Origin of the sequence: Enterococcus sp. AZ196 (assembly GCF_050498845.1) — a bacterium.
Lineage (GTDB): Bacteria > Bacillota > Bacilli > Lactobacillales > Enterococcaceae > Enterococcus_A > Enterococcus_A murrayae.
Window position 1 is genome coordinate 3,478,288 of record NZ_JBIPAM010000001.1, and the last position, 25,490, is coordinate 3,503,777.

Sequence of the window (25,490 nt, forward strand, 5' to 3'; positions counted from 1 at the left end):
TCTTGAGGAATCACATTAATTTAAAAGGGAGGAGAATATGTCCCTGTTTATCAATTGGAGAAAAGAATCTTTCAATCGCAAGCATAAATTTAAAATAGAGGGGGAAGGTAATAAATGAAGGAATATTTGAAATCAAAGAGATTTTTTTCCTTTCTTTTTCTAATTTTAATATTGATTACAATACTAGTTTTTCAGTTTCCAAAAGGAGAACTTTTACGTGCTTTTACGAGTGAGAAATTCGTGGATATAGCTATTGATGGTGAAGCAACCACTGATGATGTGTTAAAGATCAATAGTAAAACTGTTGAATTGGTATTAAAAGCTAAAAAGGATATTATTTTAGAAATCCCTTATGAGGGAGATGTCTCTATACACCCACTTGATAAAGAGAATGAAGAAATGAGTATCGAACAATTTTCTTCAAACGACTTCAAAAAAGAGGATCTTATAAATGAACAAAATAATTTAGATAATAAAGAGTCCAAAAAGAACAGAACTTGTTTACGTGTTATAAAGAATGATAGTAGTGGATCCATTTTTATTATTTTTAAAAAGGATGACGTTCAAAAGTTAAAAATTCAAAGAAATACAACTGAAGAGGTTGAGTTAGAGGCTATTGATGTTAAAAAATCGGATGGTATGCAGACGATTCTTAAGTTTGAAAAAATTAAAAAGCAGCTGCACTCTATACCAGAGGAAGTACAAACAACGAAGAAAAGTACAGAAGTAGATACTAAAACTTCTGAATCGAATATAACTGTTACGGAAACAAAAGAGGAAAAATCAGAAATAAGTAAGAATGATATAAATAGTACAGAAACTAGACAAGAATCCGAAAGGAATCACAATGCTGATAAACCAAGTAAAGCTGAAATAGCTGCTAAGTCTAATATACCCACGCAATCAATGGAAAAAGAGGAAAATAATCAAAAAGAACCTGTAGTTACAAGGAAATTCGAAGTTGAAAAAGGCGAGAAAATTGTAACAGTTCCAACGACAAATACAAAAATGTCATTGAAAGAACTGGAAAATAAAGAGTATAAAAAGGGAGACTATTTACGATCTCCTGTGTTGTTGATGGATGAAAAAGGAAAAGTTAATGCAGAAAGTACAAATGATACAATTGTTATTAGAGATGCACGCATAGTAACTAAGACTGGTACGGATGATTTCGATTCTGATGATTTACCTGGACATGATTCCGGACCTGGAACTCCAGAAAAACCTAATGACATAGTACGAACATTTGATCAAATATTATACTTCGTATCCTTTTCCATTCAAAATAGTAGCTCAAAAACAAAGTATTCCAATATTCGCTATCGTGTAACAGGAAAATTTCAAGGTGCTCTGAAAAATATTGACGGGACGTTAGTTAATGTTGGTGAAATTTCTAATGGTGAGAACTATGATTTATCCTCAGGTGAACAGTATTCTGAGGGAGTGATGGAATCTGTCATCAGTGACACTGGGCAAGTTTTTGTTCCGATAGCTCTAAATGTTTTTGCTCCAAAACATGGAACTGAAATATTACCGGAATTCAAATTAGAAATCGTTGAAGCAAAAAATGAAGAAACTGGAGAAGTGGAGGTTTTCAATAAATCTTATGATGATAAAAAACTTCAAAATTTAAAAGTTCCCATTACAAAGGTTTCTGCAAAGCCTTCTATATCTATTGAATTAGTTGCAGGGGAGACTAGTGACAGGAACATTTTCAGTCCCAGCTCTGCAATAACCTCTGAGGCCGCTTATGATGTTGCTGCGATAACTACTTTAAAGCCGCTAGATGGAAAGAATAGGGATTTCAGAGGAACAACGTTTCCTAGTGGACCAATAGAATATGAGATTAAACAGAGTGGAACGTATAAAACGAGTGCTAATATAGAAAAAAGCATGACACCTGGAACGCACTATGACCCAATGTTGGTTGAGACCTATTCACCAGCGATGAAAAACCGTTCTAAAGGTCAGTGGAAAACGGTTTCTGGCGGTCGAACAATAGATCCTACAAAATTCAAAAGAGCACTTGCTGCCCCTCACGGCAAAACCTTCAGTATTTATAACTCTGAGCCAAGCGTTGAAGATAAATCCGAAATTGGAGTATTCGATGCAGGAAATTTTAGTATTAATCGAGCCACTGGAACTCAAAACGCTGTGGTTATTAATACAGATTTTGCTGGAACGTACAATCCGTATACGTATTTAATGACAGGAGCAAGGAGTCCAGACGCCACTGCTAAAAGATTTTCTAGCTTGGAACTAGTGTATAGTTGGAATTCTGCTAAATCAGATAAGATTTCCTTAGCTGAAAAATGGAATTACTATACTATGTCATTGACAGTTGATTCCGTCTCTTATGAAGGGAAGTCATATAAAAATTCTTCTACGATAAAGTATCCATTCGCGACTACTCCCCCAGGTGGATTTGCAGCAATGCAAACATTTATGCAAGAACAATTTGCTGGTGAATATGGAGTACCCGGGACAACAGTTAGATTCAGCAATGCAACTCCTAACAAGGAACGAATCACTAATTATGGGCTAGGAGAATTATATCAAGGAACACGAGCGTGGTTATATAACTGGTGCAAAATTTCAGGGGCACAAGTTAATAAGGTTTCGGGTAGCGATCATCTCACTATGTGGGATCCTGAATGTTTTGAATATGATGATTCCCTTGTTCCATACTATAACTACGTATGGTCTACCAAAAATCATGAAACTGAAGTTAGGTATGGAATTGCAAAGAAGGATGAAAATAAGATGGTTGGACCGTATACTAAGGAAACCCCACCTTTCACTAGAAAACTAAGACACATAGAAAAGGATAGTCAATTTTATAATTGGTACAAAACTGCTGATGAGGCTAGAAGCCATGGGAAGATTAGTGCTGTCAAATACTTTGGAAAATATGATCATGATCCTAATCAGTCTGGTGCTGAAGCTAGGCTAGAAAAAGGATATGTAACACCTGTCAAGATACTTGGGGGAGCTGGCACAAAAACCCCTAGCGGTTATCCCATTGTCAATGTGGGTTCATCTAGATTTCTTGATAAGGATGGAGTTGAAATGTTCGATTCTGTTACAACTGGTTCTGAATCAGCAACAGGCGGAGGATCGAAAACGGGAGTGGGAACGTATGCTAATTCTACTTGGGACGCGAAAGGAAATCCAACTTTTGTTCATGCTGTTTTTAACCACCTTGGTGACACAGCTTTTATTAAACCTATGTCAATTACTACTAAGACAGAGGTTGAGAAAAGTACTTATAATTCCAAAGATGAAGTAAACATTAAAGTTCAAGGAGTTCTATCAGCAAAAACTGATAATAAATTGGATAGCGCTTTAGTAGTAAAATTGCCATTAGGAGTTAAATTTAAAAAGGGGTCATCTACAGATTCCAAAGGAAAACCTCTTACTGATCCTCATATAACAACTGATTCAAATGGAATACAAACTTTAAAATGGATTGTTCCAGATGTTACAGCTGCGAGAGGTCCTGAAGTGAATTTTATAAGCAACATAGATCAAAGTAAGTTAACATTCCTGGAGTCGGGATTTACAGACAACTTGACTATAAATACTTATGGAGAGTTATGGGTTTCTTCTAACGAAAATTCTAGAGATAATTCTGATATTAGACTAAGAAGTTCTTCAGACTATTTCAATGTTCAACACATGCAACAGAATACTTTAAGTAAATCAGTGAATAAACCATTCATTGAAGTAGGAAACAATGATCCACGTCCTTCCAAGGAAGACACTTCAATAACCTATGAGGTTTCATTAATTAATGATAGTACATCTGGGATTGTAGATGGTCGTTTATTAGATATTTTACCGTACGATAATGACTTCCGTGGCACTAATTTTCATGGAGATTATACAGTAACAGATATTAAAGTTACAGGTCCAAGTTCAACAATATCCTTTTCAAAATCATCGATTAAGGAAGAAAATCCGGATCCTAAGAATCCTGGTTTGAGCGACTGGGAAACCTATAAACCAGGAGTAGATACAAAAGAAAAAATTGAGGACGCAAAAACTATAATGGTTTCTACTCCAATAATTAACAGGACAGAAGAAGTTAAATTGACAATTACTATTCAACCGAAAGGTCAAAAAGCAGGCGACACATTTGTGAATGATGCGATTATGAATTCTAAGATTGATTTGCCTGTTAAATCTCAAGCAGTTTGGACTAGAGTATATGGGCGTGATTTAACAGGTTATGTATGGTATGACGACAACTACAATGGATTAATTGATCCGTCTGAAAATCCAGTTGGAAATATTCCAGTAAAACTGTATCGAACAAGTCTAAAAGATTTAAGTTTTGAAAAGAAACTAGTTACTGAAAATTTATCAGGAGAGAAATTCATTGATTCTAAAACGGGTTATTCGAATATAAAGACTTCTACAGATGGAAAGTATACGTTTAATGATCTTCCTGAAGGAAACTATGTAGCTGAATTCGTAATTGAAAATATTGTCATTACGAAGAAGATCGCGATCGTGACGAAAAAGTGGGTTGGAACTGATCCTAAGTTGAATTCTAAAGTAAATCCTGATGACTTTACTACACCTAGTGATTTTAAAAATCCTAATGATGGGACATCATATTTTAATCATCCAAAACTGGCCGATCTGCCAGAGAAACTTGCTGCCGGAGAGTTTATTTATTCTATTTCTCATGTCAATGCTGGTTTGACTCGATTATCAAAACTTAGGGTATTCAAGTATGAAGAAGGATCAGTAGTTGATGCTAATGATGATGGTGAGTTAAGCGGAGCAGAGATCGAAAATAATCAGACTCATGCTCTGGAAGGTGCCAAGTTTGTCATATATAAGGGTGAAAACAACACCGATCCAGATGATAAAATTGGTGAAGCTACAACAGATGAGCATGGATGGCTAGAATTTCATGGGCTGCATAAGGGGGAATACACTCTTGTTGAGCTTAAAGCGCCTCCGGGATTTGAGTTATTGAAGAATCCAATTAATGTAATTATTTCAAGCTATAACTCTGTTGCGATTGTCCACGTTCCTGACAAAGGCCAAAGTAAACTGCCATTCACTGGTGGAACTAAAACGATGCAAATTATCCTGATAGCGTCTGTCTGTTTATTGGTGATCGGTATGATCGGAGTATTTATGCATTTTCATCCAGTCAAGATAAGGAGAGGAAGGATTAAATGAAAAAACTACAACGTTTGTTATTCTGTCTATTTACTTTTTCTCTGAGCTTTTGTTTGGCAGGATTTGCTTATGCCGAAACAGCTACCGTCTATGATACTGAAGGATACAATATATTTATTCAAAAGTATAAGATTACCGACTTCGCTAAAATCGCTGAGACATTACCGTTAGATGGTACAAAAGCGAGCAGGGTCGAAGATGCAGATGGAAAGAAACTTGATCCATTACCCGGGATGGCCTATGAAATAACCCGTGTGACACCTATCCAGGGCGCCTCTGGTTTTGAACCTGTTCAGGGTGAGGGCGCCTTTCAAACAACCGTCACCACCGATGAAAAAGGGCTTGCCCATGCGGGCAACCTCGTACAAGGGATGTACCAAATTGTGGAGAAGGAACACGCGCAGCTAAAAGATGTGATGGAACCTGTTGTCGTCGAGTTGCCGTTTCCCCAACAGACCGGTGAACCGTTGAATGAGGTGTATATCTATCCGAAATCCAGTGTGGTAGGCGACACCCCTAAGTTGCCAGTAACTAAAGGACCGGACGGTACCCCAATTGAAGTCGATGAAAAAGGCGAAATCAAACGCTTGCCGCAAACCAGTGGGAATATCGGAACAGCCCAAGTGCTGATCTGGATTCTAGCGATGATTTTCGCTATGGGGGGCTTCGGAATGTTGAGTATCCATCGGAAGAAAGATGTTTTTTAAAAAGTGATTGATGCATCATGACTGAAGAAAGAATCTGGGATGCGGAACGATTAGTATCCTTGATTCTTTCTTTCAAATTGTGACTCTCTATTGGAAAGAAGGACCTGCCATGAAGAAAAAGAAGAAGCCAAGAAAACATTCCTTTTTAAAGATTTTCGCAATCATTATGATCGTTGGTGGTGTGTTAACCCTTCTTTATCCCATTGTCGGAAACTATTTAGCCAATCGAGAACGAAGCCAAGCTGTTTCAGAATACGACGACACGATGAAAAAAATGTCGAAAAAGGAAAAAGATGAACAGTGGGCATTAGCCAAGGCCTATAACGAATACATCTATAACAAGCAAGAAGGATTACCGAAGGGTGATCCAGTCGTTTACAACAAGATCATGAAACAAGGGGATGTCATGGGCACCGTCGACATTCCGTCGATTGATATCAAACAAATGCCTTTTTTTCACGGCACGTCCTTTAAAACATTGGAAAAGGGTTTGGGGCACTTTGAACCCACATCCATCCCGATCGGTGGGAAGAATACCCATTCGGTGATTACGGGACACAGCGGGGTCAAAAACCAAGTACTCTTTACCGATATTCGTAATCTAAAAGAAGGCGATTTGTTTTTTATCAATATTTTAGGCAAACGTTTGGCGTATGAGATCGATTCGTTTGAAGAGATTCTGCCTAGCGATGTCGATAAGGTCAAGATACATAAGGGAAAAGACAAGGTCACACTATTGACCTGTACACCGCCTGGGATCAACACGTTCCGACTGTTAGTCACGGGACATCGCATTGACTACAAAGCGGCTGTGAAGCGGAAAGTCAAGAAACGGAACACGTGGAGTTATCAAAATATTGTATTGGCAACACTCGGCATAAATGTCGCAATCTTCGCTTTATTGATGGGCTTATACCGGCGCTTCATCAAACGATTCCGATCGGAAGACCCGGTTGTTTCAGCTAAAGCCCGTAAAAACTTGAAACGTCTATTTACTGTTACCAAGACGCTCTTCATTATTCTGTTCATTACGATGACAGCGGTACTGATCACAGCGATTTATGGCTATCTCCATATGGAACAAGAACCTGCCTCTGCGGCAGTCAATGTCGGGGCAACAGAGGAATTGAGCTCCTACAATATCGACAAGGTTCAAAAAGCGAACTATGGCGAGAAACAAATCGCCAGTGTCAAAATCTCGGATTACGCCAAGGCAAAGTCGGTGGTTCAAACTACTACCAATAACTGGGGCATTGGAAAGATCGTGATTCCCGATGTCTCCATTGATCTACCCATCCTCGCCGGGATGGCAAATGAAAACCTGTTAACTGGAGCGGCGACCTACCGCTCCGATCAACAGTTAGGCAGAGGAAATTATGTGGTGCTGGCCCACAATATTTTTGACAAAGATGTCTTATTGCATCGCATTCAAGATTTAAAAAAAGGGCAATTGATCTATACAACGGACTTCAAGAATGTCTATGTTTACGAGGTTTCTTTGAACAAGATCATCGAAGAGACCGAGGTTTCTTATGTGGAAAAAGAACCAAAAAATGGGATCGCAAAAATTACGTTATTACGCTGTGAAGGCGATATCGGCACGATCTATCGGCGGCTTGTTCAAGGAAATCTCAAAAGTGTGGAGCCGTTGCACGATGCAGAAAACGAGCTATTCAAAAAAATGAAACTCAAACGCGACGAGGGAAAGATCGACGGCACGATCGTGAAGAAGGACCCAGTGTCCGAACCCGAACGGGTGAGTATGACGCTGGCAGCCAAGATCATTTCTGATCCAATGCAGACGGTGGTGCCGTTGTTTTTATTATTTTTGTTACCAATACTATTCTTTAGTTTGATATAGAAAGGAACAAATACATGAAAAAAATACTAACAGGTACTTGCTTTGTTCTGGCCTGTATCATCGGTCTGGCTAGTTTGCGAAGTGGTGCATTGAAAGCTGGGGAACTGACAAATAATTCTTCTTTAATAGTAGAAACTGGTACGATGGAAAGTTCAATCTCCATTTCTGAAAGCAGTGAACTTCTTCCTATTGAAGGAAATGAGCCTGAAACGGTGACTGAAGCTCCTACTTACGAATCTGAAGATAAAATAACTGAGACATCAGAACTATCAGAACAACCAATTAGTTCTGAAGCATCAACGGATCAATCAACAGATGTACCTGCTTCAGAAAGTAGTACAACGGATTCAATTACAAGTTCTAGCTCGATAGCATCGTCATCGAGTACATCAACTAGTAATCCAAATCCGTCAGACAGCAGTACAACTAAACCAAGCAGTAGTAGCCAATCAAGTAATACACAGCCGAGCACGATTCCCAGCAGTTCAGCACCAACGCAGACATCTACAGGGAAAAGTCAGGAAGAGCCAACCAAGCCGGCACCTCCAGCACCTGCGTCACCAAGTACACCGACCGCTCCTGCCACGGGGAAACCCACAAGCGTGCAGTCAAATACTTTCGTTACGCCAACCGCACCAGAGGCATTTTCGGAAACAGGTACCTTGAATCTGCCGAGTGACTTGAAAACAACAGAAGTCGCGCAATCGGATTTGAACGGTTTTGAACTACCATTGTTAAGCAGCTTTAAAAACAAAGACCATGCCGCAGTCATCTACGAAGGGATTAAGCAATTCGGGACAGAACAAGAAGACAACTACTCTGCGGAACAATTTGTCACAGAACTTTATCAGAACTTATTCAATCTAGAAATCACTGGAAAACCAGAAAACATGCCAGAAGAGATCGCAGTCGGCAGTCTGATTTATCAGAAGAACAAAGAAAGAAATGTCTTACTTGGTGTCTATATCGGGGAGGATTATTACTTAACCGTTGATGATGTTGAAATTGAAGAAGAGGAAGAAGAAACGTCCGAAATAGATGAACCAGAAACCCAACGCCAAGTCGTTGTGGAGACTCTTGATCTAGAAGAAGATTTACTCGTTCAGAAACTACCAGAAGCAGAACTGACTGAATATGGAAAACAAGTTCTTGCGGACTATCCCGCTTCTATGAACTTTACCGAAAATGAGAGCGCCAAGAAATTTATTGAAACTATCGCAGAAGATGCGCGGAAACTAGGTCAAGAATACGATGTGTTCGCTTCAGTGATGATTGCCCAAGCATTACTAGAGAGTGGCTCTGGAACAAGCAGCCTTTCCTTAGTGCCAAATTATAATTTGTTTGGAATTAAAGGTACCTATAATGGACAATCCGTTTCGATGGCAACCCAAGAGGACCGCGGAAATGGCAACTTGTATTCCATCAACTCAGCTTTCCGAAAGTATCCAAACTATGCGGCGTCGTTGGGAGATTATGTCCAATTAATTCGCGGTGGTATCTCAGGCAATGATGTATACTATAAGCCGGCGTGGCGATCGGAAGCGAAGAATTATTTGCGGACCACCAATGCCTTAACCGGAACCTATGCGACGGATACCACCTATGGAAAAAAACTAAACTCGATTATCGCCTTGTATCATTTAACGCAATACGATCGGGTGAAAACTACCGACAGCGATTCAGGCATCTTCATTAAAGGGAAAAACGAGATTCCAACCGAGTATAAAAATCGCATGAAATATCCCGATTACAATGGAGTAAATTATAATGATTCGGGCTCTTACCCAGTTGGTCAGTGTACATGGTATGCGTTCAATCGTGTCAAACAGCTAGGTGAAACGGTAGATGATTTTATGGGAAACGGTGGAGAATGGGCAACAAAAGGGAAGTCATTAGGATATGAAGTCAGTCAGAAACCAAAAGCTGGCTGGTTGATTTCTTTCAAACCCGGAAGTGCGGGATCTGATCCACGATATGGTCACGTTGCGTTTGTAGAGGTTGTTCGACCAGAAGGTATTTTGATTTCAGAAGCAAATGTTTATGGAGGAACTGTCATATCTTTTCGGGTTATTGATCCTTCTTTAGCAAATTCTGATCAAGTTTCGTATATTAAAGCAAAATAGAAGGAGCGCTATGAATTATGGTAACCGTTCGTTCACGTCAAACCCAAAAAAAAGAAAGCCTACCGCAGCGTTCCATTGCGAAAAGCCTCATTCTAACTATTTTAACACTATTAGTATTGGTTGTGCTTTTCTTTTCAGGACAACTAGTACGAAGGGAGTATAGCTTACATCCAATCTCAGGGAATTCCATGAATCCTACCCTAACAGAAAAGGATATGGTTCTAGTAAGAAGAAGCGATTTGATCCATCGGTACGATGTCATTGCCTTCTCTGTTAAAGGAGAGAGTGGGAAATTTGTGAAAAGGGTGATTGGGATGCCGGGGGACAGGATGTTCATTCGTAATGATCGAATGGTGTTGAATATCGGAAAACATGGAGATTTTGAAACAACATATACGTTTCAATTATCTCCTGCTGTAGCAGAAGAGTTTCAGGAGATCGAGAAAATTCCTAAAGGACTGTACTTTACAATTGGAGATCATATTGATGTTTCAAAAGATAGTAGAACATTTGGCTTCGTTAAAAAAAAGGAAGTCGAGGGTACAGTGCAAATTCATCTTCCTTCTTTGATTAGAAAGTAGTCTGATAGAAAATGAGAAGGAATATCTTGTTTAGAGGGGAGTTCAAGATGTTCATACTAGGAATAATTTGTATAGTTTTAGTAGTTTTAGCTATCATGTTGATATTTGTTAGACTCGTCTTTGGCTTCCGATTCTCAACCATTCAAAAAGAGCCTAATCAATCGATCCTGTTTCGAAGAAAAGTAAATTATGTTAGGAAAATGGAACAAGATAGACATATTCACTTCCTGCTAATAATTTGTCTGATTTTTGGAATAGCATTGATAATTTTTATCAGTTCTTTTCTAATGTTAACTAGTGACTATCAAAAAATGAGAACAAGGAATACTAATTTAGGGAATCGATTAGAGAGGTTGGAACAGCAACAAAAGAAAATCATTTCAAATATTCCTTTAAGAAAATATCCAGAAGAGGGCATTGGACTTAAAGAATATGAATGGAGTAATTTTGACAGTAAAAGAGGAGATACAGATTTACGTAAGCAGATTGAATTGTCTATTTCCAAAAAAACTAGGCAATATTTCGGCTCATTTAGAGTTAAGGTCTCATTAGCAATTCCCAAAACAATATCTTTTCAATTAATTGGACAAACAGATGATAACATAAGCAAAGAAACGATAAAAAGAAATATAGACCAATTCGTAAAAGAGGCTGAAGGAGTTTCTGAATTGACCAACATTCATGTTCGAATGGTCACTTCTATAGGAAAAGAAAAAAAAGTTGTATATAGTGTGAATTATTCTCGTATAAACGTTGAGCAAAGTTTTAGTAAGAAGAATGTTTCTGAACAGAATATAAAGAATGATGGTGGGAAGGGTTAATGGCAGAGAATAGAAAGAAAAGAAAATGGCTATCAACACAGACATTGAAAGAATTTATCAATGATATTACAGAGGAAGAACTAAATGCAGAGGAATTCTACAATGATACGAAACCTATTCGTGATGAGTTTAATTTAGGAGACACTTCGGAGGATTTGTCAAATGAGTCGAAAAGTAAGATAAAAGCGAATAGTGAAGAAGAGCAGATAACTCAAAAATTTAATAAGCATTCATCGGATGAAATATCTATTCAACAGACAGAAAATCAGTATGTCACGGAAGAATTGAAAGAGATACAAAGAGAAAACGAAAATCGTGTTTCTGAGTTGAAAATGGAGAACGATACATTAAAAGAAAAGTTAGATTTTGAGAGAACAAGATTGAAAGATGAGTTAAAAAGTAGGGATGAAGATTGGTCTAAGAAAAATGGTGTATTGGATGAAAAAAGGAAATCAGCAGAATCTATGATCGATAAATTGCAACAGCAACTAGAGGATAAGAAATCCAACTCAATGAGTTTGAAAGAGCTGACCCTTCAAATTGAGGAGTACAAAAAAAAATATCATGATTTACAAATTAAGGATAGTGAAAATAAAAAAAAACTATCCAAGAGTGATGCGGAAATTATTGAACTTGAAGCAAAAGTTCTACAATTTGACGATTTAAATAAACAATTCCACCAACTTGAACAAAATTATCAGCAGCTACAAATAGATAGTCAGGAGAATGAAAAGAAGTTGAGGGAGCTTCAGGCTGAGAGTGATATGCTCGACGAAATGCTTGATGAAAAAGATCAGGAATTTGAAGCGATATCGAAGAATTTAAAAGATGAAAATGCTAAGTACAAAGTAATGCTTCAACAATTAGAAGATCAAATTAACCAAAAGCATAAGAAAACAATGGGGGAATCACAGTTGGCTATTGATGAAAAAGATCAAATTTCAGGAGAACAATCGAATGAAGAGATGATTGAAAATATGGAGAAATTGGTAGTTGAAAAAGAAGATCTTAGCAAAGCTCTGTTCGATGCGCAAGAAGCAATTGTAAAGCTAGAAGAAAAGACAAGCAATTTAGAGGAATTAGAAATAGAAAAAGAAAGATTAGCGCAACGTTTAACTGGAGCACAAAATGAATTAGACAAATTGAAAGAGCAGAATAATTCAGAGGAGAGCCTCGGGATGATCAATATGAAAAAGCAAGTCGATGAATTAACTGAAAATAATGAGAAGCTCAAACTAGAGGTAGTTCAATCTCAACAGGAAATCGGTGAAGTACTGATTTCGGCAAAAAAACAAGCAAAAAAAACAGTGGAAGAAGCGCAGATAGAGGCAAAGCACTTAGTTAGCTCTGCCGAACTAGAATTAGAAAATATAAGCAATCGAGCAAAAAAAATTCTGATTGAAGTGTCGGAGTCACGAAAGAATGTACTCTCCTTATATGATGATTTGGAGTTTAAGGTTGAGGCATTATCGAGTGGAGCACTGTTGAAGGAGATTAAAAAAAATAGGCAGGGTCAAAAATTATCTGATTATTTTGATTAATTATGTAATTATACTACAGGAAAAGAGGAAATATGTATTTTGATCATAAATTGGATTAGTGTTGCGTTGATTATTCTAATACTCGTTGTTTGGTTTCGACGAATAATAATTAAAGTACAGTTACAGCGACTTAAATTACCATCAAATACACCTCAGTCATTTCAACGGAAGTTGGAGTACGTTAAACATTCAGAACAGGAAAAACACGTTTCATCCTTACTATACTTAGTAATTCTTTTAGCATTAGGGTTACTTCTAACCACCTATGGATTATTTCAGATGGAAGATCAATTACGTGTGATTACGGAACGAACCAATCAATTAAAGGATGAGCTATATACGCTGAAAAAAGACCAAAAGCAAATTATCACAAAATTACCTATCAAAGCCTATCCTAGTAAAGGAATCGGTTTAATGGATTATCCTTGGGAAGAACTATTTATAGAAGAAAATCGTCAGAAACAATATGAAGTCGAAGGTGATCTATCAACGAAAGTTAGTCCTTACTTTGGACTTTCTACAACATTGATTGTATTGGATATACCAACGCAGACATTAAATATCGCTTTAGCTGGGGACTCTGGTAATGAGGATAATCGCCAACAAATCAAGGATAACATCAAAGCTTTTGCTAAAGAAGCGAAAGGCATTTCGAAACTTACTCAAATCACTTTCCAAATGAATTTGATGAATGATAAAAATAAGAAGAAAACTTATAGCTGTACTTTCTCTCGAGAAAATGCGGACGAAGGATTTTCATTAATCCAAGAAGAATAAGCAAAGAGGAGAAGTTGTCATTATGAACGCACAACAAAAGAAGAATGGTTGGTTTTTCAACAAAAATATTATTGACGAGATCAATTCTATTCCCGAAGACGAGATTATGATTGAGCAAAGAACAAGTGAGGTGACAGAAAAAAATATCAAGAATCAGAATATAGGAATTGATGAGTTAAATCAAAAAATATCTGAAAAAGATGAATTGATTGAACAAATAAAGAGAGAGGCCTCCTTAGAGAAGCAGCGTCTAATGAAAGAAAATGAAAAATACAAGCAGGCTATTTTACGAACTGGGGAAGAAAAGGCGGAGAATCGTCGCCAAATTCAAGATTTGGAATTGGAAGTTCGAAGTTACCATCAAAAGCTGGAACATTTACAAGAAGATAAGGAGACTGGCTATTTGAAGGAACAACTCGATGTATCAAAAGAAAAAATTACTTCTTTAGAGGCATCGTTAAAAGATGTAAAGGAACTAGAAAACGAGTTGCAAAATGCTAAGCAACAAATTCAAGAATTGACTTTAAGTAAAGAAGAAAGCGAGTATCATCATCAAGAAAGAGTTCAGAAATTGGAGAAGAAATTAGATGATTTCGAGAATGCGTTGAAAGAAAAAGAGGAGCAGATTAATCAATTAGATCAATTGATTACAGATAAGGACCAAGAAATTTTGGAAAAAGAGATGCTGGCTCAACATTTGATTGAGGAAAATAAGCAACAAAATTCTGACATTGAATCCGAACAATTAGTAGCTTTACAGAGTCAAATAGAGTCTATAAAAAGTGAAAATGAACAATTAAGACAAGATGCAATTTATTCTCAACATGAAATTGGTGAGGTATTAATTTCTGCTCGACGTCAAGCTAATCGAATGGTAGAAAAAGCGAAAATGGATGCGCAACGGATTGTCAAGGATTCTGAAACTGAATTGCAAACGATTTATGATCAGGCAAAAGAAATCTCTTGTGAAGTGGATGAATCACGTCAAACGATAATGAGTATATATGAGGAATTAAAGAAAAGAGTGGATCAACTAGCTTCAAGTAAAGTGCCTGAACTAAGGGAAATGAACGAAAGATATGAATCTCCAAAATTCTCAATTATGTCTAATAAGGACCCTTCATAAGTTTATCAGAGAGAACGTTACTCTATTAGAGGCAAACATGGTGTTTTAGAAAAATTTGATATTTACAAGTAATGTTCTTTTGTACCAAGAAAAGGAGAGATAATAATGAACCAAGTGTTGATTTTGACTAAAAACATTTTAGCTGAGCAAGATATTCAATTGAAATTACAGACTTTAAATTATGAAGTTTATTGTTCAACGAGGTTATTGAAGAAAAATAATGACGAACGTTTGACTGAAAATTTTTTTAAAAATTTCCAATACGTGATTTTAAGCGAAACAATTTGTGAATCTGAGGTGATGGAAATACTACCACTTTTGAAACAGGTTTCTATTCTTAAAATTCGTAAAGTGGATACGAAAATGAAAAAATTGAAACACCAATATTTAGATGCCACTATTACCAATAGTGACTCAATAGATGAAATACGAGAGTGTTTTCACTTACTGAAAAATCAAAATAAAAGTCAGGTACAGCTATTTGAACATGAGAATTATATATATTTGTCTGATGATGAGTCAACATTTGATTCCATGCCAGCAACAAACGAGAAAAATTCAGCTGAAGATGACTATCAGTTTTTAGAGGTACTACACCGATTGTCTAGCACGGAAACTAAGATACTATCTCTTTTGATTAAATCAAAGAACGAAATAGTGACGAGAGAAAGTATTTGTTATCAAATTTGGAATGAAGAGGCAAACAAATCTCATCTAGCTTCACTTTCCAGTACAATCACACGAATTAAAACCAAGTTTGAAAAAACGAATTTAAAAAATAAGGCGATTTATACTTTGTGGGGAAGAGGATATCGAGTTAGTTCAGAGCTAGTTGATCGTATTCAAAGTAACGACATTTTTCACACGACTATTCCTGGTGTCCGTGAAGCATAGAAAAAAAGTTTGTTGACTAAACAATGGGTATTGTTGGTTGACAGACTTTTTTAGTCAGAGAGCTTTTTTCTACGACTGTTTTGTAATGTATGCTCTTTATCAAATGTAACTATGGGGTCATATAACTAGAGAAATATATGGAATTGGCATAAGTAGATTAATCGAGAGTTTTTGGTCTCATGTAAGTGGATTAGAGTCAATAACTGAGACACTTTTTACGAGAGATTTTTTATGTTAAGCAGCCAGTATCTTTTTCTCAAATTCAATCGGAGACAGATATGCTAAAGCACTGTGAATTCTGTGGTTGTTATAAAATCCTTGAACGTAACTGAAAATTTGTTGCCGTGCTACTTCAAAAGTTTGATATGTTGGTCGTTGGTACACATGTTCTTTCTTCAATAATGCATGGAATAATTCAATTCCTGCGTTATTGTAGGGATAGCCTTTACGGCTGTAGGAATGGGTGATAGTTAATTCTTTCAGCGGTTCTTCGTATTCATTACTTGTATACTGCGAACCTAAATCGGTATGCAAAATCAGGCCATTTTCAACATTTCTATTTGAAACAGCGTCTTCAAGGTTTTTTTCTACAATAACAGTCGTCATATTATGATCAAAGTGATAACCGATAATTTTTCTTGAATGAAGGTCCATGATGGTTGAGAGATAGCACCATCCATCGTCTAACGTATGGATGTATGTGATATCAGCTACCCATTTCTGATTCAACCTAGTAGTAGAAAAATCTTGCTTCAATAAATTTTGATAGTTTTTCAAGAGTTTCTTGGCAGGCTTACCTGCTTTGAATTTCTTAATGACAATCGATCGGATCTTTTGACGCCTCATTGATCTCTGAATACATTTCATGCTGATTTTTCGATAGTCTGAATAGTTTTGTACGAGTATATAATGAATTTTCCCAGCACCGTAGACACGACCACTTTCGTGTAGACATGGAGGACTCAACGATCCAACAAAGCTTGTTCGTTAGCTCTTTTGGATAGGATCAGATTAATTTTACGATAGTACACAGCTCTAGATATGCCAAGCAGACGCCACATTTTTGACACACTGTGATGGACTGCTTCGCTTTCTTGACGGATGAATTCAATGATTTCTATTTCTTTGCCAGCAGGCCGAGTGCTTTTTTTTAAGATGAGGAGTTCCTCGTCTTTTTCTTTTAATTGCTTTTTTAAAGCTTTAGCTTCGTCGGGAGTAAGTCCGCCAGGACTTATTCTGGTTGTACCTTGAACCCACTTTAGTATAATAGAATATCCAACTTCATATTCTAAAGATAATTGTCGTGCTGATTTTCCTTGTTTGTGCAATTCTAAAATCACTTCTTTAAATTCTTTCGTGTAGCGTTTTGGCATGACGAGACACCTTCCTTTGAGAATAGTTTACCCTCTCTCAAAATCTGTCTCAACTTCTAACCTACATCCAGCTATTGACTCTAATCCAGAAAAAAATAGTTTAAGATTCAATTCTCTAGATCATGAATTAATATAACTGGTAGATTTCTATTCAGTTTTCATTATAATAACTAAAAAAATGTAGGAAAAAAATGAAACCGAATATACTTATAAATACTCTAATTAGTATACCGGTAATTATGTTTGAAGGAGAGGTTAAAATGGAGGAGAGATTAGTGAAAAAGGCGATCAAAGGTGATGCGAAGGCTTTTCAAAAGCTTTTACTGATTCACCAGGATCAATTGTATAGGACAGCTGTTTGTGGCAGAATAGTCGTACAGATGATTGCAGCGTAAAAGTACATAGCTCCGCAGGAGCTGAAGATAGAAAAAAGGCCCTTGCTAACCACCCATAAAACCTCTAATGTTTAAGTCTCGAGCTTGAACAGGAGGTAGAAAGGTATGCTAACAATGACCGATATTAATACTATCAAAAATTTACGGAATAATCACGATAAATCGATCAATCACATAAGTAAAGAATTGAATATTAACTGGCGAACAGCCAAAAAATACGCGGATGAAGATCAACTTCCAACTGAAAAAATTTATAAGAGAACTGGAATGATGTATCAAGATGGTTGGGGAGAATACGTTTGTCTTTGGTTGTCTGAGGATTCTCGCTTGGCCAAGAAAAAGCGGCGGTCAAATCTCCGATATTTCGTTGAACTTCAAGAACTTGGCTTTAAAGGATCGTATCGTACGGTCTGTCAATTTATTAAAGATTGGAGAAGCACACATACGGAACTTCAATATGATTTGGGATTTGAACGTTTGGAACATCCACCAGGAGAAGCTCAACTAGATTTTGGCACTATGGAAGTTGAACATGAAGGAGCTTTCAAAGATATTAAAGTATTGGTTCTCACTGCTCCGTACAGTAATGCTGGTTTTGCTGTGGCGCTTCCTGCAGAAAACCAAGAATGTTTACTTGAAGGAATGAAGATGCTCTTTACTCAAATGGGCGGTATTCCCAGGACAATTCGTATTGACAATATGACAACTGCTGTTAAAGAATCTAAGACAAAATTTGAAGATGCTCAGTTGAATGATATCTTTCTCCGGTTTGCTACTCACTATGGATTTGATGTTCAAGTATGCAATCCACGTAGTGGAAATGAAAAGGGATCCGTAGAAAACAAGGTTGGTTATGTCAGGTACAATTTTTTCCCTGCTGCCCCTAAAATGGTTTCATTTGAACAACTTAATCAAGAACTGGCAAAACAACTTCGAAAAGATATGGATCGACTTCACTATGATAAAAATTGCTTGATCGAAGAATTATGGATTGAAGAACAAAGGGAACTACTCGCTCTACCAGATGTTGAATATCCTGTATTTAAAGATATTGCGGTCAAGGCAAATAAGTACAATGAAATAAAACTGGATAATACAAGAATCCATATTCCAAGAAGCCGAAACCATACTGAGTTATATGCACGTCTGACATGGAGCCATTTCAAAATTGTATCTTTAAACGGCGAGATCCTCTGTAAAGAGTTACGACCATACATGAACAAGTCGCGGCCGATTCCTTGGACCAATATCTTTGTGGATTGGAAACGAAGTTTATCTAAAATTAGTTATTCTCGTTACTGGAAATACTTGCCTCATCGAATCCAATATTTCTTGAATATTGATAATAAACGCTTGATTTATGAACGTTTAGACATGATGATTAGGCTTTTAGTAACACATGAAATGAGTTACATCAATGAACATTTCTATGAGTTCACAGAGACTATTGAAAATGCAGATTTCGGTGTTGAATGGTCCGAATATGATTCCCTTACTTCCAAGAAAAAGGGGGCTGCGTAATTGGTTGATCGATTTGATGAAATATGTAAAACACTTCATTTAGCTCACGTTCCATCTATCGTAGAGCACCGTGCTGACCCACAAACAGTTCATTTGCTTTCTGAAATATTTCAAGAAGAACTAGACAAGCGGGAACTCTCAAAGAAATTGCGATTCACCAAACTTGCAAAGTTTCCTTCGGAAAAGCGATTAGAAGAATACGAATGGCATAGAAATATTCAACTTCCAAGTTCCTCGACAAGAGAAGAACTGATTTCACTAGATTTTATAAGAAACAATGAGAATGCCGTCTTTGTTGGTGCACCAGGAACTGGAAAAACACATTTGGCTACTGCTCTTGGTATTAAAGCATGCGAAGAAGGTTACGAAACAAGATTTTGGCGCGTTTCTGAACTTGTATCAGAACTTGAAAAGTCTTGGAAGAAGCAACAGATTCATTCATTAAAAAAGAAATTTGACAAGGCACGTTTAATCATATTAGACGAAATGGGCTATGTTCCTTTTACAAAAGAAGGATCTGAACTATTATTCCAATTGATCAGTGAATGGTATGAAACAAAAAGTGTCATCATTACCTCTAACCTTGAATTTAGTAGTTGGAACAAGGTATTCATTGATCCTCGCCTTACGGCGGCCTTAGTAGACAGGCTAATTCATCACGCGCATATTTTAAGTTTCACTGGTGAAAGCTACAGACTTAAAAATGCATTATCAAAAACATAAAAATAATCGAAGATTATGTGTGGCAAAGTTATGTAATTTTCTTTGCAATCTTATGTGGAATGTTCTTGCAAAACACAACAGCTTATCTTTATGTTCATAACAAGGAGGACAGTCTAGATATTGTTCAAGAAACCAGTTATCAAGCTTTCAAATCAATCAAAAATTTAAAAAATCCACAGTACTTCAAAACATGGATGATGAGAATTTTGATGAATACTGCAGTAAAGTTCAAGAAAAACAATTCTATTGTTTTCGTAGAAGAAGTAGCTAATGAAGGGGCAAGTATATCAATCAACAAAGAGGAACATCTTGATCTTTTATTTGCACTAAATGAATTAAAAGAAGACTATAGATTAGTCATTATTTTACATTACTACCATGATTTAACTGTAAAAAGTATTTCTGAAGTTTTGCAAATACCAGAAGGTACAGTAAAAACTAATTTATTTAGAGGAAGAGAAAAATTGAAAAACAAATTAACAGGAGTAGGAGTGATTAAGAATGAACAAAGAAAACTTAAAGAAAGCTATTAATACCATAAAAGTTCCCCAAAAAGACTTACAGCAAGCCGTAAATATTGGGGTTTCTAAAGCAAAAAAAGAGGAACAGGTGTATCAAGGAAGTTCATATTTCAAACTTGGTAAGTTACTTTTATGTGCTACAGTTGTATTACTTATAGCTTCTGGAGTATTCATTCCATCAGTAAATCAGGTATTTGCACAAGTACCGATTTTTGGAAGCCTGTTTGAAAAATTTAATGATCCTCTAGGCATAGAAATTGGCAAAAAAACGAATGAGGATGAGAGAACAGCAGAAAATAGAGATAATAATGCAAGAGTTTTAGGCGCATACTATGATACTGGACAAATTGGAGTGATTTATCAAATTAAGAATAAGATAGCAGAGGACTTTGAAGAACTGGAAATTTATATTAATGATAAAAAAGTCTCTGATACGAGTTTATCTTTTGATTTTGAAAAGAATGAGGAAAAAGAAATCTATGATGGCTATTTGAGTATAAGTTTAAACCAGAAAGAATTACCAGAAATAGTGGATTTAATTGCAATATTCAAATCCAAATCTGGAGAAACAGAAAAAATAGAGATGCCTATTACTAAATCAAAAAATGAAGATATTACTGCAAATGTTGCAAGTGAGATTAATACAGAGAATGGACTTTATGAAGCTAAAGTACTTAAGATGGTTAAGGGAGAAGCTTCCACTCTAGTTGAATATCAAGTGACTCAACCAAAAGGAACTGTTGGAGCAGCATATGCTGACTTCTATGTATATGATGACAATGATAAGGAATATCCAATTGATAAAATTTTTTCGAGTTTATTAGTTTCCAGTGTTAGTGATGACAAAAATGATGTTAGTATTTTTAGAGCTATGCTTCCAAATCAGTTTATGAAAAAACAGTTATCCATAAATATCACAATAGTAAGTAAAAATATTTATAAATTTTCAGGTGCTATTAATGAAAAGCTTCCTAAAAAGATTGATGCTGAAATGTATACGGTTAGTATAGATAAAATAACCGAAAATAATACTAGCATCGTATCAGAATTACATTTGCCAGAATTACCTAGAGATTTTAATAAAGATATTCTAATGACATATTTAATGGGTGTTTCAATAGGAACAAAAGCATATATTGAAACTGAAGAACCCGATTTTAAAAGAATGGAAACTCCAAATGAATTCTATATCAAAGGGGCACAAGTTGAAAAGCTTTTTTATGAGGAAGGGAACGGCTGGAGTGCTACTATCAAGCATGAAAAGAAAGAAACACACGGTTGGGGAAAATATTTTGATAAGGCTACCTTTGATAATAAACGCGCCTATTATGTCGGAAAATTTGGACCTCCTAATGTGACATTACCTCCTATGTTGATTCCAATAAAATAAGTCACTTGATTGCATAAATAATAATGTAAATCAGTGAATCTTTATTAAAAGAGGGAAGAAATTTCAGTCTGTATATAAAATCCGTTTCATGAATAATATTTCATAAATTTAATTTACTTCACACATATAAGATGGTGTTAGTATCAAATCTTAGACAGCTTTTCGTAGAGACGAGAATAAATTAAACTTATCTACGAAAGGATGGATTTTTATGGCTCGATATGAAGAAAATTTTAAACAGATGATTGTTGAACTGAATCAAACTGGACGTTCTGTTCGAGGGTTGGCGAAAGAATATGGCTTATCTGAAGCAACGATTTACAAATGGAAGAATTTATATTTACCTAATCAGTCCACAGGACTGACTGGGAAAGAAGTGATTGAGCTGAGAAAAGAAAATGCTCGTTTGAAAGAGGAACTTGAAATCTTAAAAAAAGCCGCAGCCATATTCTCTCGGAAAACCTAAATTCGCTTGTTCAATTTATTGAAAAATGGTGTAAGGATTACACTGTTTCTTTGTTGTGCCGGTTATTAGAAATCCCTAGAAGTGTCTATTATTTTTATAAAAATAAACCGTTGACAGCTACAAAAATCAGAAATAATAAGTTGAAAAAGAAGATTTCAACAATTTTTTTTATGAATAAACAACGCTATGGAGCCACAAAGATCCATCAAGTTTTATTAAAAGAAGGTGTTTCAGTATCTCTTAAACATGTCCAAAAGCTAATGAAACAATTAAATTTAAGGTCGATTGTAGTAAAAAAATATAGCCCTCAAACGTCTAATAGACCGATTATTTCAAAAGAGAATCTCTTAAATCAGGACTTTTCTACTAAAACGATCTGTGAGAAATGGGCAGCCGACATTACTTACATTCCTACTAAGAAAAATGGTTGGTGTTACTTATCTTCAATCATGGATTTACACACGAAAAAAATTATTAGCTATACATTTTCAAAACGAATGACTGTGGATTGTGTCATTCAAACGTTGAATAAAGCAAAAACACATTATCCCATTCCAGAAGGAATGATTCTACATACTGACTTGGGCAGCCAATACACAGCTAGAGAAGTGGAAAAATGGCTTGAAACCAACAAAATAAGGCATTCTTATAGTAGAAAGGGAACACCTTATGATAATGCTGGAATCGAATCTTTCCATGCCTCATTGAAAAAGGAGGAAGTTTACACGACTAGCTACTCAGATTTTGAAGAAGCAAATCGAGCACTATTTAGCTACATCGAAGGATTTTATAACCGAAATCGAATCCATAGCTCGATTCACTACCTAACTCCACAGGAGTTTGAAGAGTTGGCAAAAGAAAAAATGGCGTAACCGTCTCTACTAAAATATGTCCAAGATATTGACTCAAATCCAAGATGAGGGAAACAAGATAGTTAAATTATAAGATAGATGTGAATCCCGACAGTAAAATGTAAGAAAATGCCGACGAGAAAAATGGTGTTTTTCTTACATTTTTTAGTACACTGATTTAAAAACAATCCGGAGGATTTTATGCGATCAGATGTACATGAAGGAGTTCAAATTTATATTATGAGTGATATTAAACCTAATTTTACCCACTTAGCCCGACAGTTCGAATGTGATCCGCGTACTGTCAAACGTTACTACGAAAACGATCTATCTAAAAAGAAAGCCGTACCTAAAAAACGCCCGAGCAAATTAGATCCTTTTCGATCAATTATTCAAGAGAAAGTAGAACTAGGCTGTTCTGCGTCAGCGATTTATCGCTTTATTAAGAAGAAAGGTTATGAAGGGAAAGATTCTATTCTAAGAGATTACTGCAGTCAATTACGAAAAACACACATTCAGAAAGCGACAATCCGAATTGAAACACAGCCAGGTTTGTCTGCACAAGTTGACTGGAAAGAAGATCTTGTCCTTTATAATCGTTCGGGTCAACGGTTCCAAATCAATTTATTTTTATATGTTCTAGGCTTTTCACGTTGGAAGTATATCGAGTTAACGCTAGACAGAAAACAAGATACACTACTTCGTTGTTTGAACAATGCCTTTCTCTCTTCTGAAGGAATCCCGCATGAAATCTGGTTTGATAATATGCGCACTGTCGTTGATCAAAGTAGAACTCAGTTTAGAAAGGTGACTTGGAACCAAAGGTTCTATGAATACAGTAAAGACGCAGGATTTAAACCAATTGCTTGTCGACCATATCGACCGCAAACAAAAGGAAAAGTGGAAGCCTTAGCCCGAACGGTCGAGCAGCTAAAAGTATACAACGGTGAATTTGATACATTGGATGATTTAATCGATCTTGTTTTTGAATTCAATGAAGAGCTGAACAAAGAAACCTCTCAAGCAATTGATGGCCCACCAATACTGAAATTTACTGCACACGAAAAAGAGCACTTATTGCCCTTTGATTCAAAATTACTAACGACCTACACACAAGATGTCCTCTCTCGTAAGGTATCTAAAGAATCGCTCGTGATTTATCAAAAGAATAAGTACTCTGTACCCGTTCGCTATATCGGCAAGACAGTTTCTCTCCAAGCTGTTGCCGGCGAACTTACTATTCATTATAACGGCGAATGCATTCAAAGACATCTTTTAAGTCAGAAAAAATTTAATTATGATTCAGATGATATGCAGGAGATTTTAAAATCTGATGTTTATCGAACAAAATCGGATGAAGAAATTGTACACTATGTTCAAGAAAATTTGAAACTCTACGACGAGTTCTATTAGGAGGCACCATGTCACAATACCAAGAGTTACTAGAGAATCTAACAACGTTAAAGCTAGATCAAATCAAAGAATATCTCCCTCGCTTTTTAGAATCTGAAAAAACAAAAGAACTATCCACAATCGATATTCTTTATTCATTAACGGAACGGGAATTAGCGTTTAGAAAACAACGGGCAGAAAAAATGAATATCAAAACGTCCCACTTTCCCTATGAAAAACGAATGTCCGATTTTGACTTTGATTATCAGCCAAGTGTGAACAAACGGCAACTGTTGGACTTATCCAGTCTGCATTTTATGGAACGACAAGAGAACATTTTATTTATCGGTAGCAGCGGTGTTGGAAAAACACATTTAGCAACGGCAATCGGTATGGAAGCTTGTCGTCAACGAATCAGCACCTATTTTATTACGTGTAATGAACTGATTCAGCGATTGACCAAAGCCTATCAAGAAAACCGGCACGAAGCATTAATAAAAAATTACTGCCGATATAAACTGCTCATTATCGACGAAATTGGTTATTTACCGATTTCAGAGGTTGGCGCAAATCTCTTTTTTCAGTTAATCACAAGGAGATATGAAACGAAATCGACGATTATTACAACCAATATCCCATTATCAAAATGGGGAGCAGTATTCTCAGACCCAACATTAGCAAATGCCATATTGGACCGATTGGTCCACCACTCCCAACTAATAAAGATTACCGGGAGGTCTTATCGAATGAAAGACTATTTGCTTGATAAGGATGTCCTTCAGGCAACTACAGATGAGAAAAGCAAGAGAATCGGTAAAAACTAGCATATTCTCACCGGCAAAAAATTACATTTGAAAATCGGGATTGACAATAGAGTTCGATAAGAGTGGTTATCATCTATCTATATTTAAATTAGTAAAGGAAATATAGTATTAAATTTAGGCACTCAAAGGGGTGATATATCATTTTTTTGAGTGCTTTTTTACCGCTGAAAAACGAGAATCGTTATTAAGAAGCATCTTAATAGTGATTTAGATTAAATCAAGTAGTAAAAGAAGTTGCAATGCCCCGATTACTATCTTGGATTGGTGTGCCATTTATGAAAAACGAAGGGCTACTGGATTACTTGTTGTATAAAGGATTCAGTGCTACTTCAAAGAATCGAAACTAGAGTTGTTCATGATTACTTAAATGGAACAGAAAGTTGAAGAAGAGTAGCTAAAAGATA

General features: G+C 36.2%; 20 protein-coding genes. 18 read left to right on the forward strand and 2 right to left on the reverse strand.

All coding sequences use genetic code 11. The features are described from left to right. The first annotated feature begins 114 nt into the window (after nt 1–114). The 10 genes from IGI67_RS16700 to IGI67_RS16745 all read left to right on the forward strand — a co-directional run bounded on the left by IGI67_RS16700 (nt 115) and on the right by IGI67_RS16745 (nt 15,630). Complete coding sequence (locus tag IGI67_RS16700) at nt 115–5,199, forward strand: SpaA isopeptide-forming pilin-related protein (RefSeq protein WP_429958456.1); 5,085 nt, start codon at nt 115–117, stop codon at nt 5,197–5,199. Then, nucleotides 5,196–5,906, forward strand: a complete 711-nt coding sequence (locus IGI67_RS16705; RefSeq protein ID WP_429958457.1) for a pilin N-terminal domain-containing protein — start codon at nt 5,196–5,198, stop codon at nt 5,904–5,906. The genes IGI67_RS16700 and IGI67_RS16705 overlap by 4 nt, the downstream gene beginning before the upstream one ends. Before the next feature lie 109 nt (nt 5,907–6,015). Next, the gene (locus IGI67_RS16710) at nt 6,016–7,767 is read left to right on the forward strand and encodes a class C sortase (RefSeq protein ID WP_429958458.1); all 1,752 of its coding nucleotides are present in this window, start codon (nt 6,016–6,018) and stop codon (nt 7,765–7,767) included. Between the two features lie 14 nt (nt 7,768–7,781). Beyond that, entirely contained in the window at nt 7,782–9,890 is a 2,109-nt protein-coding gene (locus tag IGI67_RS16715) for a glucosaminidase domain-containing protein (protein ID WP_429958459.1), read from the forward strand. A gap of 17 nt (nt 9,891–9,907) precedes the next feature. Further along, nucleotides 9,908–10,471: a signal peptidase I gene (lepB, locus tag IGI67_RS16720; RefSeq protein WP_429958460.1), complete on the forward strand. Its 564-nt coding sequence runs from the start codon at nt 9,908–9,910 to the stop codon at nt 10,469–10,471. Nucleotides 10,472–10,518: 47 nt separating this feature from the next. Continuing rightward, the gene (locus tag IGI67_RS16725) at nt 10,519–11,292 is read left to right on the forward strand and encodes a hypothetical protein (RefSeq protein ID WP_429958461.1); all 774 of its coding nucleotides are present in this window, start codon (nt 10,519–10,521) and stop codon (nt 11,290–11,292) included. Then, nucleotides 11,292–12,833 carry a hypothetical protein gene (locus IGI67_RS16730; RefSeq protein WP_429958462.1) on the forward strand — a complete coding sequence of 514 codons (1,542 nt, stop codon included), beginning with the start codon at nt 11,292–11,294 and terminating at the stop codon, nt 12,831–12,833. Before IGI67_RS16725 ends, IGI67_RS16730 begins: the two co-directional genes overlap by 1 nt. Nucleotides 12,834–12,872: 39 nt before the next feature. After that, entirely contained in the window at nt 12,873–13,610 is a 738-nt protein-coding gene (locus tag IGI67_RS16735) for a hypothetical protein (protein ID WP_429958463.1), read from the forward strand. A gap of 22 nt (nt 13,611–13,632) precedes the next feature. Beyond that, on the forward strand, nt 13,633–14,736 hold the full coding sequence (locus IGI67_RS16740) for a hypothetical protein (RefSeq protein WP_429958464.1): 1,104 nt from the start codon (nt 13,633–13,635) through the stop codon (nt 14,734–14,736). 105 nt (nt 14,737–14,841) lie between these two features. Then, entirely contained in the window at nt 14,842–15,630 is a 789-nt protein-coding gene (locus IGI67_RS16745; protein ID WP_429958465.1) for a winged helix-turn-helix domain-containing protein, read from the forward strand. Between the two features lie 234 nt (nt 15,631–15,864). On the opposite strand, the gene IGI67_RS16750 is transcribed toward IGI67_RS16745, so the two are convergent. Both IGI67_RS16750 and IGI67_RS16755 read right to left on the reverse strand, forming a co-directional pair. Then, a complete protein-coding gene (locus tag IGI67_RS16750) occupies nt 15,865–16,596 on the reverse strand; it encodes an IS3 family transposase (RefSeq protein WP_429958466.1) in 732 nt (243 codons plus the stop codon). Then, the gene (locus IGI67_RS16755; RefSeq protein ID WP_429958467.1) at nt 16,593–17,003 is read right to left on the reverse strand and encodes a hypothetical protein; all 411 of its coding nucleotides are present in this window, start codon (nt 17,001–17,003) and stop codon (nt 16,593–16,595) included. Before IGI67_RS16755 ends, IGI67_RS16750 begins: the two co-directional genes overlap by 4 nt. A gap of 260 nt (nt 17,004–17,263) precedes the next feature. Here IGI67_RS16755 and IGI67_RS16760 point away from each other — a divergent pair, with 260 nt between their 5' ends. The 8 genes from IGI67_RS16760 (at nt 17,264) to istB (IGI67_RS16795) (ending at nt 25,086) form a co-directional block, all read left to right on the forward strand. Continuing rightward, on the forward strand, nt 17,264–17,398 hold the full coding sequence (locus tag IGI67_RS16760; RefSeq protein ID WP_429958468.1) for a hypothetical protein: 135 nt from the start codon (nt 17,264–17,266) through the stop codon (nt 17,396–17,398). 105 nt (nt 17,399–17,503) lie between these two features. Further along, entirely contained in the window at nt 17,504–18,919 is a 1,416-nt protein-coding gene (gene istA / locus IGI67_RS16765; RefSeq protein WP_429956807.1) for an IS21 family transposase, read from the forward strand. Further along, nucleotides 18,920–19,642: an IS21-like element helper ATPase IstB gene (gene istB, locus IGI67_RS16770; protein WP_429956806.1), complete on the forward strand. Its 723-nt coding sequence runs from the start codon at nt 18,920–18,922 to the stop codon at nt 19,640–19,642. 65 nt (nt 19,643–19,707) lie between these two features. Further along, on the forward strand, nt 19,708–20,175 hold the full coding sequence (locus IGI67_RS16775; protein WP_429958469.1) for a sigma-70 family RNA polymerase sigma factor: 468 nt from the start codon (nt 19,708–19,710) through the stop codon (nt 20,173–20,175). Next, entirely contained in the window at nt 20,144–21,553 is a 1,410-nt protein-coding gene (locus IGI67_RS16780) for a DUF4179 domain-containing protein (RefSeq protein ID WP_429958470.1), read from the forward strand. Before IGI67_RS16775 ends, IGI67_RS16780 begins: the two co-directional genes overlap by 32 nt. Before the next feature lie 211 nt (nt 21,554–21,764). Then, nucleotides 21,765–22,891 (forward strand): IS3 family transposase gene (locus IGI67_RS16785; protein ID WP_429958471.1). Its coding sequence is split into 2 segments (ribosomal slippage): nt 21,765–21,993 and nt 21,993–22,891, totalling 1,128 coding nucleotides; the frame shifts between segments, so codons are not numbered across the junction. Between the two features lie 180 nt (nt 22,892–23,071). Beyond that, nucleotides 23,072–24,283 (forward strand): IS21 family transposase, encoded by a 1,212-nt coding sequence (gene istA / locus IGI67_RS16790; protein ID WP_429958472.1) that lies wholly within the window; start codon nt 23,072–23,074, stop codon nt 24,281–24,283. 8 nt (nt 24,284–24,291) lie between these two features. After that, on the forward strand, nt 24,292–25,086 hold the full coding sequence (gene istB / locus IGI67_RS16795; RefSeq protein WP_429958473.1) for an IS21-like element helper ATPase IstB: 795 nt from the start codon (nt 24,292–24,294) through the stop codon (nt 25,084–25,086). Nucleotides 25,087–25,490: the final 404 nt, after the last annotated feature.